The following is a 14235-nucleotide window of genomic DNA, read 5'->3' as shown; positions in this document are numbered from 1 at the left end:
ATTTTATTCCTAATAATAAATCACTTTTTTGCTAAAAATATCCTTAAATATTAAGTAGGTGAATTTTGTATATTTGAAGAAATGTATTAAATATTGAAAGAAGTAGCTTGTATAATCTGGAACCAATCGGTGTAGGTACACCAAATGTTGAATCTTTTAGTGGATATATTTCACGTCTATAACTCACCATTCTATTAGGACTGGTGATATGATAGCGAAAATAATTACACCTCTGTTGAAAAAGAGATATTTACTAATCAAGCAGTAAAAGGAGGGGAAGGTTGTATAAATCTTCAAATGGGTTAAATGGTTTGGGTACTCTTGCTCAAGATTTTTTAGATATATTTGAAGAAATCACATGTAGAAAGGATTTAAAAGCAACCCATAAAGCTTCAACAAGTCGTATAAAATAGAGATAAAGAACACCATGTAGAAAGGGGCTGTCCTTTTTTCAAGAACAGCGCCCTATTCTTAAATAGGTATATGATCACTCACTAATTAAAAAACATATAGAGCTGCATCATGTTATTAAATAAACGCTACCCGCTTGTTTAAGTATATTCCTTCACAATCTTCGTTGTATCTGAAAAACTATTCTCTAACTATAAATTCCTATCTAACAAAATCCCCACTTGTTCTGCCACGACTTTAGAGGGTTCTAATAATCCATTAGTGATCCACGCTATTACTGTCTCTACGATGGCAGCTCCAAAAAATTTAAGAATTAAATCCTTACTTAATCCTTGATTTTTTCCTTCGGTTATATCTACTTCCCCCTCTAACTCCTCGATTACAAATTCTAGGAAATGACTGCGAAAAGCAGGGGCTCCTTTACTAGCTAACATTGTTGAAAAGAATGAATAATTATGTTCAAAGTATTCAAACCACATCAGATTTCCCTCAACAAAATCCAAATCAGCTGCCGATTCGCACAGTTTCCTTAGTTCATTAATATGTTCTTCAATGAGCTTATTCAGTAAATCAAATTTATCCATGTAATGATCATAAATAGTTCTTCGACCGACATTTGCCCTGTCGGAAATATCTTGTATCGTAATGTGATCAAAACTTTTTTCAGACATCAGTTCAATAAAAGCATTTTTTATTGCTTCTTGAGATTTTTGCACTCTTCTATCGACCCTAGACATTTTAGTAATCACCAAGCTTTCTTAAAAAATATCGCACAATTTTAATGAACTTGTGCAATAACGTACAAATCACGGCATTTTGATTATTGCAGACATCCTCTTTTCATTTTATATTATACACAGATGTGCGATAGCGTATCAACATGCGATTAGTAGACTTCAAATTTTACTAACTTGGGAATATTATATGAGTTAATTAGCGGAGGTGTAATGATGGATCGTGTTGAAAAGAGCAAGGAAAAGTTCAAACAGCTATTTGGTGAAGGAGTAACTACCGTACATGCTACTAATCCTGATTTTCAGGACATTCTGAGCCATTTCATTTTTGGGGAAGTTTTTTATCAAGGGGATCTGGATGACAAGATACGTGAGTTGATCACCCTGGTGGTTCTTGCGACGAGTCAAACATTGCCCCAATTAAAAGCACATGTTAGTGCCGCGCTAAACGTTGGACTAACACCTGTAGAAATCAAAGAGGCTGTTTACCAGTGTGCTCCATATATTGGATTCCCCAAAACGTTAAATGCTATCAATGAAGTCAATGAGGTTTTCAAAGCGAAGAATATCGCTTTACCGATTGAAAGTCAAAAGACTGTAGATGAAGATAAGCGTTTTGATAAAGGGCTTGCAGTGCAGATAGAGATTTTTGGAGATGTCATAAAAAAAATGTATGAGAGTGCCCCGTCGAATCAAAAGCATATGCAGGAATATCTTTCCGCTTTTTGCTTCGGAGATTTCTACACTCGTGGCGGACTTGATTTGAAAACACGGGAGTTGTTGACACTTTGCATCATCAGTGCGCTTGGCGGTGCTGAAGGTCAAGTGAAGGCACATGTGCAGGGTAACAAAAATGTGGGCAATGACAAGGAAAGATTGATCACCGCCATCACTCACTGCCTTCCCTATATGGGCTTTCCAAGAACACTAAACGCATTAGCTTGTGTTAACGAAATTATTCCTGAAAATTAAGAAAGGGTGTTATTTATTATGTCTAATATTAAAGATAAAGTTGTTATTATTACGGGTGCTTCTTCCGGAATTGGAGAAGCTACTGCAAAAGAACTTGCATCAAAAGGTGCAAAGTTGGTACTCGCAGCTCGTCGTGAAGACCGTTTAAAAAAATTACAAGATGAGATTAAAACCAGTGGTGGACAGGCTATTTATAAAGTGACAGATGTGACTTCTCGTCAACAACTGGAAGCACTTGCTGTGTACGCTCTTAAAGAGTTTGGAAAAATCGACGTATTAGTCAACAATGCTGGAATCATGCCACAAGCTTTTCTTGCCGAAAATAAAGTTGACGAGTGGGATAAGATGATTGATGTCAACATCAAAGGTGTTTTGTATGCCATCGCTTCTATCGTTCCATCTATGAGAGAACGCAAATCCGGTCATGTAATCAATCTTTCTTCGGTAGCTGGACATAACATCTACCCAGGTGGAACGGTTTATTGTGGAACTAAATTTGCAGTAAGAGCAGTCTCAGAAGGTTTACGCCAAGAAGAAGCGATGAGTGGCACCAATATCCGTGTGACCAATATTTCTCCTGGGGCTGTTACCAGCGAACTTTTAGAAACTACAACAGACCCAACGATGAAAGCTGGCTTAGATGAGTTTTACAAAGTGGCAATTGATGCTGACCGCATTGCTCGTGCAATTGCCTTTGCAATTGAGGAACCATCCGATGTAGCCATTAATGAAATGATCATTCGTCCAACTGTTCAAGTTGGTTAATAACAAAAAAATAAAGTTTATTGGAGGAATTAAAATGGCAAAAAATGAAGAAGTAAAAAATGGCGTTATTTTCCCAGTGGGCGAAAAAAATGAAGCATATGCACAATTTTTTGTGGGACAAAGTTATCTTAAAACATTAATTGCTGATCCTAAAGTGAGTGTTGGTGTTGGGAATGTGACCTTTGAACCAGGATGCAGAAATAACTGGCATATTCATCGTGATGGATTTCAACTTTTATTAGTAACTGGTGGCGAAGGATGGTACCAAGAACAAGGAAAACCTGCTCAATTCTTAAAAGTCGGTGATGTTATTGTCACCCATGATGGTGTAAAACACTGGCATGGCGCTACAAAAGACAGCTGGTTTGAACACATTGCAATCACTGCAGGTACGCCGGAATGGTTGGAACCAGTAACAGATGAGGAATATAACAAATTAAAATAGTAGTTGCGCCCTGTTATACAGGGCTTTTTTTATATCAATAATCCTAGGCACTATGATGTTTCTACGACTACTTTTATAGAAAGGAGTAACAACTTTGGAAAGACCATATATAATTTGCCACATGCTGACATCATTAGATGGGAAAATCATTGGAGATTATTTGGAAGAGGAACAAACCCAATATTTTATTGACGAGTATGAAAAAATGCATGAACGTTACGGATGCAAAGCATGGATGTGTGGCAGGATTACCATGGAGAAAAACTTTACTTTTGGACATAAATTAGATTTGACACATGAAAACATTACGACTATCCCTAAAACTGATTTTGTAGCAACAACAGATACTAAAACGTATGCAATAGCTGTAGACCCTTCTGGAAAATTAGGATGGACAAAAAACTACATTTCAGAATGGAGCGAGAATAGGACGGAAGATCATATAGTAGTAGTGCTTACAGAGCAAGTATCTGATGCTTATCTAGCTCATCTTCAAAAAATAGGTATATCATATATTTTCGGTGGAAAAGAACAATTAGATTTTACGGTAGTAGTTCAAAAGTTAAAAAATTTATTTTCAATCGACAAATTAATGTTGGAGGGCGGAGGCGTTTTAAACGGGTCGTTTCTGAATGAAGGTTTAATTGATGAGTTAAGTTTGGTCTTAGTCCCAATAGCTGATGGTTCATCTAACTCTTTGACACTGTTTGAAACTAGATCTCAACTACAAAAGAAGAAACCTGTAAATTTTATCTTAAAGGCAATCGAAAAACTAGCTAATGGTGGGGTATGGATGAAGTATTTTACAAAGAATGAATAATCATTATTAAAGTTGACCGATAAAAGACATTCGGTTCGTAAACTTATACTATTAGAAACCAATTATTTTAGAATTTGTCGAAACTGAATGTTGAATTTAATGAATAAGCATTAATCACTAAATAAAGGAGTGGGATATTTTTTATGCGTATTGAGAATGTAAAATTATATTCTTTGCTTTCAGCTGCGTTGTTAATCTCAACAGGTCCAGCTATTGCCGCAAACATTCCAGCAATCACGAAGGAATTTCCGACGATTGATCCAACGCATGTGGGACTGTTAACAACCATTCCTTCCCTGCTTGTCGTTTTTGGTATTTTAATTGGGAATCGGTTAGAACCATGGATTGGAAAGAAAAAAACAATATTGATTGGATTAGGACTTGTCTTCTTTTCAGGGATATTTCCTGCACTGAAGCATGATATCTTCTCGTTATTGTTTCTTTCACGTTGTATATTTGGTTTAGGTATCGGTTTATTTAATCGCTTAATCATTCAAATGATTAGTGATTTGTACAAAAACGATTTAGATAAACGAGCAAAAGCAATTGGAATGGAAAGTTCCTTTGAAGGATTAGGCGGCATTTGTCTGACGCTTTTGGTGGGTCAGTTGTTGAAAATCAGCTGGCATACTTCGTTTTTTGTTTATGCTCTATCGCTCCCCATTTTTTTAGCACTCTTTTTCTTTGTTCCGGACAACAAGAAGCAAATAGGAAAGAGAAAAGTAGAACAAAAAATAATTATATCAGACGGTTCAAACGATAGAAGGGTCTATCGCTTGATGATTGGCTATGGAATTTTGTTATTTGTAATTGTAACGATTTTTATCAATTATAATATCCAGATTACTCCTCTGATTCTAGAAAAAAATATTGGCACTGCAACAAATGGCAGCAATATGATTGCTTTTATTGGATTAGGAGCATTTATTGCTGGTTTTTCATTTGGAAAGGTTTTCCGATTGTTGAAGGATTATATAATGCCTGTATCCATACTACTGATTGGAATTTTTATGTATGTGACTACTATTTCAGAAAGTATCTTACTTACAACATTTTGTTCGATGGTCATTGGCTTTTCTTTTCGGTGTATCATGCCGTATCTACTTCATACATTTACTCAGCAAATTGCCAAAATGGCAACACTTGGAACCACAGTGGTACTGGTTTCTTATAACATAGGAGCCACACTTTCTCCTTATGAGGGTGCGGTGTTTTCGCAGTTATTGCATATCAAAGCTGTTCAGTCATTGATTCTTGCAAATTCAATTTTTCTTTTATTGATTTCTATCATTAGTTTGGGCGTTGTTTTTATAAAGAGGAAAATGAACAAAGCTCAAAGTGTTTAGGTAGAAGAAATAAAAAATTATGCTCCTATCGTTTGACTTGAAGTTAACTTTTAGTTGTAAAGTGGATTTGTAACAGGAATAAAGGAGAAATTAATCCTGTCAAATATTGAAGGGAAAGTTGTCATTATTATGGGGGCATCAAGTGAGATTGCGCAAAACATGGATATTTTAAATCGTAAAATTGAATTCCATGGAGATCAGTTAAAAGGAAATACATACAAATTCGTTCTTTATCCAAATGAAGAAGAGAATTCATAATACAAGCGTTTGAGGTGAGAGAGACTTTTCTATAAATTCTCCTCACCTTTTTGTTTGACTTAAAGCCAACTTTAAGTTGTAAGCATGATTCTAGAGACTATAAAAAAATACTGGAGCTAGTGAGAGTGATAAATTAAATAGCAAAATTGTCTATGTTTTTAATCATATCATTTATGTTCAATTTAAGGGTAATATTATAAGATGTAATCAGATAAGTAATATGTTGTTTGTAGAGGATTGGAATATTTTTTCAATGGGAATTGATTTATTTCTTAGGAACCTTACATATTTTATTTTCATTATTTTTATAGATATGGAATAGTAGCAAATAAATGGATAAGAGGATAAGAAACTAATATGTTCCCCTTATAGTAGATAGGGAAATAAATGAAGATAGACGATATAAAGGTTAACTTTTTTAATTAGACCTTTACATATTAAAACGCGCAAACGATTGCGGTTGTGATGGTTTAGGTTAGTTTAATAATAGAGACTGAGGAGATTCTTTATGAAAAAGATATGGTGGAAAGAAGCAGTAGCATATCAAATTTATCCACGAAGTTTTATGGATTCGAATGGTGACGGTATTGGAGATATACAAGGGATTATATCCAAGCTGGACTATATAAAGGAGCTTGGTATAGATGTAATCTGGATTTGTCCGATATTCTCTTCACCTAATGATGATAACGGTTATGACATTAGTGATTATCAGGGGATTATGAGTGATTTTGGAACGATGAGTGATTTTGATGAACTTCTTGAAGAAGTTCATCGCCGAGGAATGAAGCTCATACTTGATCTTGTTATTAATCATACTTCTGATGAGCATCCTTGGTTTATTGAATCACGTTCTTCAAAGGATAGTCCATATAGAGACTATTATATTTGGAAAAACGGAAGAAAAGGAAGGAAAGCCAAGAAGAAAAAAGGGAAAGAGCCAAATAACTGGGAATCTATTTTTAGCGGTTCAGCTTGGGAATATGACCCAGATACAAAGGAATATTTTATGCATATATTCTCGCGCAAGCAGCCGGATTTAAACTGGGAAAACCCTAAGGTTCGCAGCGATTTATATGGGATGGTTAATTGGTGGTTAGATAAAGGAATCGATGGTTTCCGTGTTGATGCCATTTCTCATATTAAAAAGGTTCCAGGGTTCCCAGATTTACCAAACCCTAAAAAATTAAAGTATGTACCATCATTCAAGGGCCATATGAATCGTGAAGGTATTCATGCATTTCTTGATGAGCTTAAGCGTGAAACCTTTGATAAATATGACATTATGACGGTTGGCGAAGCAAATGGAGTAAGTGCTGATGGAGCAGAAACTTGGGTTGGAGAAGAAAAAGGCGCCTTTAATATGATTTTCCAATTTGAGCATCTTTCTCTTTGGGGAAGAAGCGTAGATGGTGGAATTGATATTCATGCTTTGAAAAAAACGCTGACAAAATGGCAAAAAGCATTGGATGGTATGGGCTGGAATGCATTATTTTTAGAAAATCATGATCAGCCGCGTTCGGTTTCTACTTGGGGGAATGAAGACTATCGAAATGAGTCAGCAAAAGCTCTTGCAACGATGTATTTCCTCATGCAAGGAACGCCATTTATTTATCAAGGTCAGGAAATAGGAATGACAAATGTCCAGTTCCCGTCCATTGATGATTATAATGATGTGGCGATTAAAAACATGTATAAGTTTGAAAGAGAAAATGGGAAATCTCATTTAGAAATTATGGAGATTATTTGGAAGAATGGAAGGGATAATTCTAGAACACCGATGCAGTGGTCATCCGAAGCAAATGGGGGCTTTACAACAGGCACTCCATGGTTAAAGATGAATCCTAATTATCAAGAAATCAATGTGCAGGAATCAAAGGAAAATTCCGATTCCATCTACCATTATTATAGAAAACTCATTCAATTAAGAAAGGATCATGATGTTCTCATTTACGGCAGCTACGATCTTATTTTAGAAGAGCATGATCATATTTATGCATATACAAGAACGTTAAATGGAGAAAAAGTGGTTGTGTTCGTTAACCTATTCCAAACGACGACTAGCTTCCGTTTGCCAGATGATTTAAAGGGTAAAACGAAGGAATTACTTTTAAGTAACTACCGAGACGATCTTGAGGAAAACGGAGATACGATTACATTTAAACCGTTTGAAGCAAGGGTATATCAATTAATTTAATACAAGCTAAAAAAGGCTTCTATGTTGCTTCCATAGAAGCTTTTCAGATTGTAGAGAAAGTAATATTTTCTCTACATTTTTTTGTTTTTAGGATTTTTCCAATTATCTTATTAGATTAAAAAATATTAGCATTTTTTTTACGGAGTGTTCCTTAATGAACTGACGCTGCAGGTTAGTTTTACAACAATAAAAGACATTATCAAGCATGTCTTTTATAGCATACTATATATTTTTATTCGTAATATCCTTCACCACATCCTCTAGGGTTACATTCCCTAACACCTTCTCCATAGCCGATTGAGCAGCTATAAATAATGGTTCTATTGTTTGCTGGATACTCTTGCCTACGGGACATTCTGGATTTGGATTCTGATGTACGCTAAATAACTCTTTATCCTGGACAACATTTACTGCTTTATAAACGTCAAGCAATGTAATATCAGATAGTTCTCTTGTTGCAATAGCTCCTGCAATACCTGGATGTACCTCAATTAAACCTGCTTTTTTAAGCATTCCCATAATCTTTCTTATCAAGGCTGGATTCGTGTTTACGCTTGAAGCTAAAAATTCTGAAGAGTTTGTTCCCTTTTTATTTATTTCAATTAGAGCTAATATGTGAATTCCTACCGCAAATCGGCTGCTGATGGACACCTTAAATCACCTTTCTTATTTATTCTAAACTGAGTAATTCAATATTTATATCATGTAATTATATTGGTTACAAGTTTATTATACCTTAAAAGATAAACATAATAAAAAAATTTTATTTGTTGACTGGAATAAAACCTGTAACTATAATAATTACATGTAACCTGTTTGGTTACATATAAATTGGTTAATATAGGAGGATTATAAGATGAAAATTGGAATTATTGGTGCAAGTGGTAAGGCAGGAAGCCTTATTCTAAAAGAAGCTGTGGAAAGAGAACACGAAGTTACTGCTATTGTTAGAGATGCAACTAAAGTACAAAACAAACAGGTTGCAGTAGTAGAAAAAAATATTTTTAATTTAAAATCACAAGATGTTGAACAGTTTGATGTAGTAGTAAATGCATTCAGTGCTGCTTCAGGACAAGAACATCAGCATGTTGAAGCAGGTAAAGTATTAATCGAAGCATTAAAAGGTACTCTAAATACAAGATTGATCGTCGTTGGGGGAGCAGGAAGTCTTTTTGTAGATGAGGCAAAAACAGTTCGAGTAATGGAAACCCCTGATTTCCCTAAAGCTTACCTTCCAACAGCTACTAACATGAGTAAAAATTTAGAAGAACTGCAAACTATAAGCGGGATCCAATGGACTTATATTAGTCCAGCAGGATTTTTTGATTCTGAAGGTAAACGTACTGGTTCTTACCAAAAAGGCGGAGATCAATTAATCTTGAATTCAAAAGGTGAAAGCTATATTAGCTATGCGGATTACGCAATTGCGGTTTTAGATGAAATTGAAAATATACAACACAAAAACAAACGTTTTTCAGTCGTTGGAGAAGTAGAGTAAGGATGTTAGAACGATTAAAAATACAAAATACCATTAGTTTTTACGCTAATGGTATTTTATAACAATGATTGCTGGGTGGTATCTGTCATTCATTTTATTCTATTTTTAAATAATTGAAGTATTATGCTCCAGTAATGAAATTAGTAAACACAACATATTACTTAACTGTTACCATAAATCTTGAAGTGAGGTGTTTTATGTATACATACCTGATTGCATTAGTCCTCATTACTCTTTTAATACTTCTTATCCCTTTTATTGCCTTCCATAAAATAAGCAATAGGAAAAGTAAAAAGCAGTTTGCAATATTCTTCTTTTGCTACTTGATTTGCGCTGCCCCTATGTTATATGTCGTCATTGACGATACAATTAAGCAATACGAAGATGCCAATATTGGCTTGGGTATTGGATTCTTTTTAACCTGGTTTCTGACTGCATGTGTGTATTTAGTTTTATTCCTATTTTTAATCATTAAATTTAAGAATAGAGTTAAATGATACACATTATGCCTCACATCCAGTTGCCGGGTAGTTAGTTGCAAAGAGTGATCGAACGTGCAAAATTAAACCAAAGGAGATTATTTAAAAGCCCAAATTGCTGGATAGATGCAAGAGAACGAAAAAATCCATTACTATTCATCGCTTATATCCAGATTTACTGTTTACTCAACTACGTCGATTATAAGTTTTGAATACTCCGTTTTTAGTTTTTTGTATATAGTTGTAGTTTTTTCTTGATTTTTGATAAGTTTTATGATAATTATGTGAATTGCATTTACCAAGTTTTGAAATTAGTGTATCCTTGTCCATGGACTTGTCGATTGAGCTTGAACATCGTGAGTAGTTAGAATAGTCAAACATATTAATGCGATGAGAGTTTGTAAAATTGCAAATGGTAAGGGGTTTTCATTAATGAAAAAGTTTGGATTGGCTACACAAATATTTATCGGGCTCTTACTAGGAATTACGGTAGGTGCATTATTTTATGGAAATGACACCGCTATGGCTGTTCTCCAACCAATTGGTGATATTTTTATTCATTTAGTGAAGATGGTGGTTATTCCTATTGTTGTGTCAGCACTTATTGTATCAATAGCAGGTGTAGGGGATATCAAAACATTAGGAAAATTAGGCGGTCGGACCATTTTATATTTTGAAATTGTCACGACTATTGCTTTGGTTATTGGTCTGCTGGCTGCAAATATATTTCATCCAGGTACTGGTATTGATAAAAGCAACTTGGAAAAAAGTAATATTTCTACATATGAAGCAACAGCGAAAACAGCAGAAAGCGGCAATATTGCAGATAAATTTGTTCATATCGTGCCATCAAATGTTTTTCAATCGTTAGCTGAAGGAGATATACTGGCAGTTGTCTTTTTTTCTGTTTTATTTGGTGTAGGTGTTGCTGTAATTGGCGAAAAAGGCAAGCCGGTTTTACAATTCTTTGACGGTGTTTTAGACGCTATGTTTTGGGTGACAAATTTAGTGATGAAATTTAGTCCATTTGGCGTATTTGCGTTAATTGGTGTGAATGTTGCCAAGTTTGGTATTGCTTCATTAATTCCACTTGTGAAGCTAGTGGCGGTGATTTATGGAACGCTCCTATTCTTTGTATTTGTTGTATTAGGAATTATTGCGAAAATGTCGGGTACAAGTATTTTTGTACTGATAAAAGTTTTAAAAGACGAAGTCATTTTAGCCTTTACAACTGCAAGTTCTGAAGCGGTTTTACCGAGAATTATGGATAAAATGGAGAAGTTTGGCTGTCCAAAAGCAATTACTTCTTTTGTTATTCCGACAGGTTATACGTTTAACCTAGATGGGTCTGCCATTTATCAGGCGATTGCCGCGCTTTTCATTGCACAAATGTATGGAGTTCATTTGTCCATTCCAGAGCAAATTACACTTTTACTTGTGTTAATGTTAACCTCTAAAGGAATGGCTGGAGTTGCAGGTGCCTCTTTTGTTGTGGTATTAACAACACTCGGCTCCATGGGCCTCCCGATAGAAGGAATGGCATTTATTGCAGGAATTGACCGAATTTTAGATATGCTTCGTACATCTGTGAATGTACTGGGAAACGCATTGGCTGCCATCGTTATGTCCAAATGGGAAGGTGTGTTTGATAAAGAAAAAGCAAAAAGGTACATTGATTTTATCAAAAAATCGAAAGCAGCGTGAATTTTTTTCAATATTGTATTGATTATACAGTAAGCAGCCTGATTTTCAGGCTGCTTACCAAAAGATTATTGAAAAATTCCATTCTAAGTAAAAATAGTAAGTACAAATGTTATCTAAATTTCTAAATTATCTAAAAAGTGTTTCGTTACAGAGGAAAGGTATTGATTTTTCTTCCAAATGATTGCTGTTCCTGTAATTAACGCTGGCTCATTAATTTCTATATATTTTAAATTGGTACTTGAGATCAGCCCGATCCAGTCTTTTGGTACAATTGCTACACCCATTCCTTTATCTGCCCATAATAAAATTGTTTTCGTATCATCAATTGTACCGAGTATAGTAGGTTCAAATCCAGACTGCCTGCATGCCTCCACTATCATTTTTTCGTACCTTCGGTGTATTAATAAGGGCTTATCAATGAGTGATTTTAAGCTTATATGTTGTTGTTCCTCCTCAAAAAAGTTTTTCCTAGTTGCTGCTATCATTGGCTCAGAGGGCAACAGTATAGACTCATAATGATCCGCATTGAAAGGTGTTCGAATAATGCCAATTTCGATAATCCCCTTATTTAATAATTCTAATATTTCAATTGTATGACATTCTCTTAAATGAAATGTAACTCCAGGATATTTTTGGTGGTATTTATATACCTGCTCAGGCAAAAGGGAACCTGCTGCAGAAGCGATGGTGCCAATTGATAATGTTCCTTGAAGCCCTTCATTAAAATCCTTTAATTCTTTCATTGTTATGTCCATTAGTTCTAATATTTGCCTTGCTCGATGCTGCAGCATTTTACCAGCATCTGTTGTTTGGACTTTTCGAGTACTGCGTTCCACCAATTTAACTCCAACCTCATCTTCAAGAAGCTTTAGCTGCTTGCTAAGATGGGGTTGAGCAATGTGCAATTTTTGTGCTGCCTTCGTTATATTTCCCTCTTCTACAATCCCTAGAAAATAGGTGAGCTGCTTAATGTCCATTCGAATTTTCACCTCTTTATTTATACATAAATAGATATAAATACAATAGCTTTTAGATATTTTAAATATGTAATTATTTTTGCTACGATGATAATGGAAATTGGAAAGATAGTCAATGCTGGGTCAGAAATTATATATAGAGGAAAGTAAATATGGCATTGAGGGCATTGTTTCATAATGGTCAGTAATTATCTTAAGTAGTATAAAACTAAATAAAAAGTAGGTGAAACAATGGCTCAAACGATTGAAAGTAAAAAGACCAATCGCATTGCAGGAAATATTTTTAAAGGATCGATTGGAAATTTAATTGAATGGTATGACTGGTATGTTTACTCTGCTTTTGCCGTGTATTTTTCAACAGAGTTTTTTCCAAAAGGGGACCAAACAAGCCAATTGCTTAACACGGCAGCAATTTTCGCAATAGGCTTTTTAATGCGGCCCATAGGAAGCCTTTTGATGGGGCGTTTCGCTGATCGTCATGGACGCCGTGCAGCGTTGACACTATCTATCACTGTTATGGCTGGAGGGTCTCTTATTATTGCCATTACCCCGAGTTATAGCAGTATTGGTATAATGGCTCCTATTATTCTTGTCCTTGCTCGTTTGCTACAAGGGTTGTCATTAGGAGGGGAGTATGGGACCTCGGCTACTTACTTGTCCGAGATGGCAAACAAAGGTCGCCGTGGCTTCTACTCCAGCTTCCAGTACGTCACACTTGTTGGTGGACAGATGGTTGCATTAGGTGTACAAATCATCCTTCAGCAGCTGCTGAGTGAGGAAGATATGATATCTTGGGGCTGGCGTATTCCTTTTGTCATCGGAGCATTAGGGGCGTTGGCTGTGTTGTGGCTGCGCCGAACGATGGACGAATCGGAGCAGTTCTCCAAAATGAATGCGGAAAGCAAGAAGAACGCTGGAACCATTCGAGCACTGATGAAACACCCAAAAGCAGTGTTTACAGTTGTCGGACTAACGCTGGGAGGTACTGTAGCTTTTTATACCTTCACAACGTATCTACAAAAGTTCATGATAAATACGGTTGGTCTTCCAAAAGAGGTTGTTACTTGGATTAATTTTATTGCCTTATTTTTATTTGTCATTCTTCAACCTTTGGCTGGTATATTGTCTGACCGAATTGGACGCAGTCCGCTATTAATGTATTTCGGAATTTTTGGAACATTGCTGACAGTGCCAATCTTCTTGATCATGACGCAAATAAAGAGTCCGATCGCTGCGTTCTTACTAATGATGGCAGGTCTGATCATCGTTACTGGCTACACTTCTATTAACGCGATTGTGAAAGCTGAGCTTTTTCCAACGGAGATTCGCGCTCTTGGTGTGGGGTTCCCATACGGACTTACTGTTGCGGTGTTTGGAGGGACAGCAGAGCTTATAGCTTTATGGTTTAAGAGTATGAATGTTGAGTATTTTTTCTTTTTCTACGTAGCTGCCTGCGTTGCAATAAGTTTTATTACTTACTGGCGGATGGGTGAGACTTCAAAGAAATCTCACATAGACGCTGAGTTGAATGAAGAAAATAAGCTAGCTAGCAGCGAATCCATTTCAAGGCACTCCTAAATATAGTGAGTACTTAGAAAAACAAAACGCTGAACTTGCCCATTGTGAGAT

Annotated in this window: 14 protein-coding genes; 11 read left to right on the top strand and 3 right to left on the bottom strand. The window is 35.7% G+C overall.

Annotated features, from left to right (window positions below; genetic code table 11):
* Window positions 1–281: 281 nt before the first annotated feature.
* Window positions 282–413: a hypothetical protein gene (locus ACTXGU_RS05155; RefSeq protein WP_443480428.1), complete on the top strand. Its 132-nt coding sequence runs from the start codon at window positions 282–284 to the stop codon at window positions 411–413.
* 189 nt (window positions 414–602) lie between these two features.
* Here ACTXGU_RS05155 and ACTXGU_RS05150 read toward each other — a convergent pair whose 3' ends face one another.
* Entirely contained in the window at window positions 603–1148 is a 546-nt protein-coding gene (locus ACTXGU_RS05150; protein WP_443480427.1) for a TetR/AcrR family transcriptional regulator, read from the bottom strand.
* Window positions 1149–1361: 213 nt separating this feature from the next.
* Between ACTXGU_RS05150 and ACTXGU_RS05145 the strand changes: the two genes are divergently transcribed.
* From ACTXGU_RS05145 to ACTXGU_RS05115, 7 genes are all read left to right on the top strand, one after another.
* Window positions 1362–2117: a carboxymuconolactone decarboxylase family protein gene (locus ACTXGU_RS05145; RefSeq protein ID WP_443480426.1), complete on the top strand. Its 756-nt coding sequence runs from the start codon at window positions 1362–1364 to the stop codon at window positions 2115–2117.
* A gap of 18 nt (window positions 2118–2135) precedes the next feature.
* On the top strand, window positions 2136–2882 hold the full coding sequence (locus ACTXGU_RS05140) for an SDR family oxidoreductase (RefSeq protein ID WP_443480425.1): 747 nt from the start codon (window positions 2136–2138) through the stop codon (window positions 2880–2882).
* Between the two features lie 34 nt (window positions 2883–2916).
* Window positions 2917–3327: a cupin domain-containing protein gene (locus ACTXGU_RS05135; protein WP_443480424.1), complete on the top strand. Its 411-nt coding sequence runs from the start codon at window positions 2917–2919 to the stop codon at window positions 3325–3327.
* Between the two features lie 94 nt (window positions 3328–3421).
* Window positions 3422–4147 (top strand): dihydrofolate reductase family protein, encoded by a 726-nt coding sequence (locus ACTXGU_RS05130; protein ID WP_443480423.1) that lies wholly within the window; start codon window positions 3422–3424, stop codon window positions 4145–4147.
* A gap of 143 nt (window positions 4148–4290) precedes the next feature.
* Complete coding sequence (locus tag ACTXGU_RS05125; protein ID WP_443480422.1) at window positions 4291–5493, top strand: MFS transporter; 1203 nt, start codon at window positions 4291–4293, stop codon at window positions 5491–5493.
* 129 nt (window positions 5494–5622) lie between these two features.
* Entirely contained in the window at window positions 5623–5751 is a 129-nt protein-coding gene (locus ACTXGU_RS05120) for a hypothetical protein (protein ID WP_443480421.1), read from the top strand.
* A gap of 508 nt (window positions 5752–6259) precedes the next feature.
* Window positions 6260–7948, top strand: coding sequence for a glycoside hydrolase family 13 protein (locus ACTXGU_RS05115; protein WP_443480420.1), 1689 nt, complete (start codon window positions 6260–6262; stop codon window positions 7946–7948).
* Between the two features lie 222 nt (window positions 7949–8170).
* Here ACTXGU_RS05115 and ACTXGU_RS05110 read toward each other — a convergent pair whose 3' ends face one another.
* Window positions 8171–8599 carry an Rrf2 family transcriptional regulator gene (locus tag ACTXGU_RS05110; protein ID WP_443480419.1) on the bottom strand — a complete coding sequence of 143 codons (429 nt, stop codon included), beginning with the start codon at window positions 8597–8599 and terminating at the stop codon, window positions 8171–8173.
* 205 nt (window positions 8600–8804) lie between these two features.
* Between ACTXGU_RS05110 and ACTXGU_RS05105 the strand changes: the two genes are divergently transcribed.
* Window positions 8805–9446: an NAD(P)-dependent oxidoreductase gene (locus ACTXGU_RS05105; RefSeq protein ID WP_443480418.1), complete on the top strand. Its 642-nt coding sequence runs from the start codon at window positions 8805–8807 to the stop codon at window positions 9444–9446.
* Window positions 9447–10357: 911 nt separating this feature from the next.
* Window positions 10358–11629, top strand: a complete 1272-nt coding sequence (locus ACTXGU_RS05100; protein WP_443480417.1) for a cation:dicarboxylate symporter family transporter — start codon at window positions 10358–10360, stop codon at window positions 11627–11629.
* 113 nt (window positions 11630–11742) lie between these two features.
* Here the strand turns inward: ACTXGU_RS05100 and ACTXGU_RS05095 are convergent, their stop codons facing one another.
* Window positions 11743–12606 (bottom strand): LysR family transcriptional regulator, encoded by an 864-nt coding sequence (locus ACTXGU_RS05095; RefSeq protein ID WP_443480416.1) that lies wholly within the window; start codon window positions 12604–12606, stop codon window positions 11743–11745.
* 231 nt (window positions 12607–12837) lie between these two features.
* On the opposite strand from ACTXGU_RS05095, the gene ACTXGU_RS05090 reads away from it, so the two are divergent.
* Entirely contained in the window at window positions 12838–14184 is a 1347-nt protein-coding gene (locus ACTXGU_RS05090; RefSeq protein WP_443480415.1) for an MFS transporter, read from the top strand.
* The last annotated feature ends 51 nt before the right edge of the window (window positions 14185–14235 follow it).

This window comes from Niallia sp. 01092, assembly GCF_052318935.1.
GTDB lineage: Bacteria > Bacillota > Bacilli > Bacillales > Cytobacillaceae > Niallia.
The sequence above is the reverse complement of the archived record's forward strand: the minus strand, read 5'-3'. Positions and strand labels throughout refer to the sequence as shown.

Bases quoted from the DNA above. Each gene is read 5' to 3' on its own strand.
- ACTXGU_RS05125 (WP_443480422.1), top strand. From the start codon at position 4,291: ATGCGTATTGAGAATGTAAAATTATATTCTTTGCTTTCAGCTGCGTTG.
- ACTXGU_RS05150 (WP_443480427.1), bottom strand. From the start codon at position 1,148: ATGTCTAGGGTCGATAGAAGAGTGCAAAAATCTCAAGAAGCAATAAAA.
- ACTXGU_RS05115 (WP_443480420.1), top strand. From the start codon at position 6,260: ATGAAAAAGATATGGTGGAAAGAAGCAGTAGCATATCAAATTTATCCA.
- ACTXGU_RS05100 (WP_443480417.1), top strand. From the start codon at position 10,358: ATGAAAAAGTTTGGATTGGCTACACAAATATTTATCGGGCTCTTACTA.
- ACTXGU_RS05105 (WP_443480418.1), top strand. From the start codon at position 8,805: ATGAAAATTGGAATTATTGGTGCAAGTGGTAAGGCAGGAAGCCTTATT.
- ACTXGU_RS05090 (WP_443480415.1), top strand. From the start codon at position 12,838: ATGGCTCAAACGATTGAAAGTAAAAAGACCAATCGCATTGCAGGAAAT.
- ACTXGU_RS05140 (WP_443480425.1), top strand. From the start codon at position 2,136: ATGTCTAATATTAAAGATAAAGTTGTTATTATTACGGGTGCTTCTTCC.
- ACTXGU_RS05135 (WP_443480424.1), top strand. From the start codon at position 2,917: ATGGCAAAAAATGAAGAAGTAAAAAATGGCGTTATTTTCCCAGTGGGC.
- ACTXGU_RS05145 (WP_443480426.1), top strand. From the start codon at position 1,362: ATGGATCGTGTTGAAAAGAGCAAGGAAAAGTTCAAACAGCTATTTGGT.
- ACTXGU_RS05120 (WP_443480421.1), top strand. From the start codon at position 5,623: ATGGGGGCATCAAGTGAGATTGCGCAAAACATGGATATTTTAAATCGT.
- ACTXGU_RS05095 (WP_443480416.1), bottom strand. From the start codon at position 12,606: ATGGACATTAAGCAGCTCACCTATTTTCTAGGGATTGTAGAAGAGGGA.